Source organism: Pseudomonas sp. K5002 (assembly GCF_013386655.1).
GTDB lineage: Bacteria > Pseudomonadota > Gammaproteobacteria > Pseudomonadales > Pseudomonadaceae > Aquipseudomonas.
Genome location: NZ_JACARK010000891.1, coordinates 1 through 2,230 on the forward strand (window position 1 = coordinate 1; position 2,230 = coordinate 2,230).

Genomic DNA, 2,230 nt, shown 5'->3' on the forward strand with positions numbered 1-2,230 from the left:
ACAGCCTGCCCAAACCCATCGGCATCATCGCGGTCAGCGACGCCCGTGCCCGCCAGTTGCTGCAGGCCTGCCTCACCGCCGGCATCCCGGTGCCGGAGCAAGTGGCACTGATCGGCATCGACAACGACCCCTTGACCCGCACCCTGACCCGTGTACCGCTGAGCTCGGTGATCCAGGGCACTGAAAAAATGGGCCGCACCGCCGCGCGCCTGCTGCACCAGATGCTGCACGGTATGCCTTCGGCAGGCAGCCAGATCCTGGTGCCGCCGGAAGCGGTCAACGTGCAGACCTCAAGCCTGCACCAACCCCTCGGCCATCCCTACGTGATGCAGGCGCTGCATTTCATTCGCCAGTACGCCTGCCAGGGCATCAAGACCGCCCAGGTCGCCAACTACGTCGGCGTGTCGCGGTCGTCCCTGGAAGCGCATTTTCGCAGTGAACTGAACCGCAGCGTCCACGATGAAATCCTGCGCTTCAAACTCGCGGCTGCGGTTTCCAGCCTGGAAAATACCAGGGCCGCGATTGCGGATATTGCCTATGACTGCGGGTTCAAATCCGCCCAGTACCTGCACACGGTGTTCAAGCGCGAGTTCGGGTGTACGCCGAGGGAGTACCAGGTGGGGCAGGTCGAGCGCGATTCGAGCGATGTCATTTCTTTGTCGCCTTGAGTCCCTATTTTGTCCTGAGCTTCGCTCCAGAACTTCAAGGGATTGAATCGTCTTATGCCGACTCTTACACGCAGAACGTTGTTGCAAGCAGCTGCCATCGGATCCGCCTACACCCTGTTGCCCGACTCCATTCGCCAGGCCCTGGCGATCCCCGCCAACAACCGCACCGGCACCCTGATGGACGTCGAACATGTGGTGATCCTGATGCAGGAAAACCGCTCCTTCGATCACTACTTCGGCACCTTGCCGGGTGTGCGCGGGTTCAGTGACCGCTTCACCATTCCACTGCCGGGCGGGCACCGGGTGTGGGAGCAGCAGGGCGTTGGGCGGCGGATCCTGCCCTATCACCTGGACAGCTCCCGTGGCAACGCGCAGCGGGTCAGCGGCACGCCGCATTCCTGGGTCGACGAGCACGCCGCCTGGAGCAGCGGCCGGATGAACGCCTGGCCAACGTTCAAGACACCCACCTCGATGGGTTACTACCGTGAGCAGGAAGTGCCGTTCCAGTTCGCCCTGGCCAACACCTTTACCCTGTGCGACGCCTACCACTGTTCGGTACACGCAGGTACCAATCCCAATCGGCTGTTCCACTGGACCGGCACCAACGGCCCGACCGGTGCGAATGTGGCGGCGGTGGTCAACGAATGGGACGGCCCCGGAGCGGTGGGCGTGGGCTACACCTGGAAAACCTATCCCGAGCGCCTGGAAGAAGCGGGTGTGAGCTGGAAGGTTTACCAGTACCTGCCGGATAACTTTGGCGACAACCCCTTGGCCGGGTTTCGCCAATTTCGTGCGGCCAGCGTTGCGGCCGGCAACCCCGCCGTGCCACCGAAAGACTTCAAGGATTTTGTGCCCTACAGCGATCAACTGAACGCCCGCGTGCCGTTGTACAAAGGCAATGGCAACACCCTGCCGGCGGTCAGCGGCAGCGACCTGGAATCGATCATCCAGGGCTTTCGCAAGGACGTGAACGACGGGCGCCTGCCACAGGTGAGCTGGCTGGTGGCGCCGGCCGATTACTCCGAACACCCCGGGCCTTCCAGCCCGGTGCAAGGCGGCTGGTTCACCCAGGAAATCCTCAAGGCACTGACCGCCAACCCGGACGTGTGGAGCAAGACCGTGCTGCTGGTCAACTACGATGAAAACGACGGTTTCTTCGACCACGTGCCGTCGCCGTCAGCCCCGTCCAAACGCCTGGATGGCAGCTTTGCCGGCAAGTCCACGGTGAAGTTCGACAGCGAGATTTTTACCCACCCGGCACCGCCCGGCTCTAGCCAGCAACCCGCGCCGGACGGCGGGGTGTACGGCCCCGGGCCGCGAGTGCCAATGCTGGTGCTGTCGCCGTGGAGCCGTGGTGGCTGGGTCAATTCCCAGGCGTTTGATCACACCTCCGTGCTGCAATTTCTGGAGAAGCGTTTCCACGTGCGCGAACCCAATATCAGCGCCTGGCGCCGGGCGGTGTGCGGCGACCTCACCTCGGCCTTCAACTTCGTCAACCCCAACACCGAGACCCTGCCGCCGCTGCACACCATCAGCCGCCAGGCCGCCGACTCCCTGCGTCA

The 2,230-nt window shown here is 63.5% G+C and carries 2 protein-coding genes; both read left to right on the plus strand.

Going from position 1 to position 2,230, the window contains the following annotated elements:
• Positions 1-668: substrate-binding domain-containing protein (locus HX846_RS30585; protein ID WP_178966817.1), on the plus strand; the 668-nt coding region annotated here is incomplete at its 5' end.
• 54 nt (positions 669-722) lie between these two features.
• Positions 723-2,230: phosphocholine-specific phospholipase C (locus HX846_RS30590; RefSeq protein ID WP_178966818.1), on the plus strand; the 1,508-nt coding region annotated here is incomplete at its 3' end.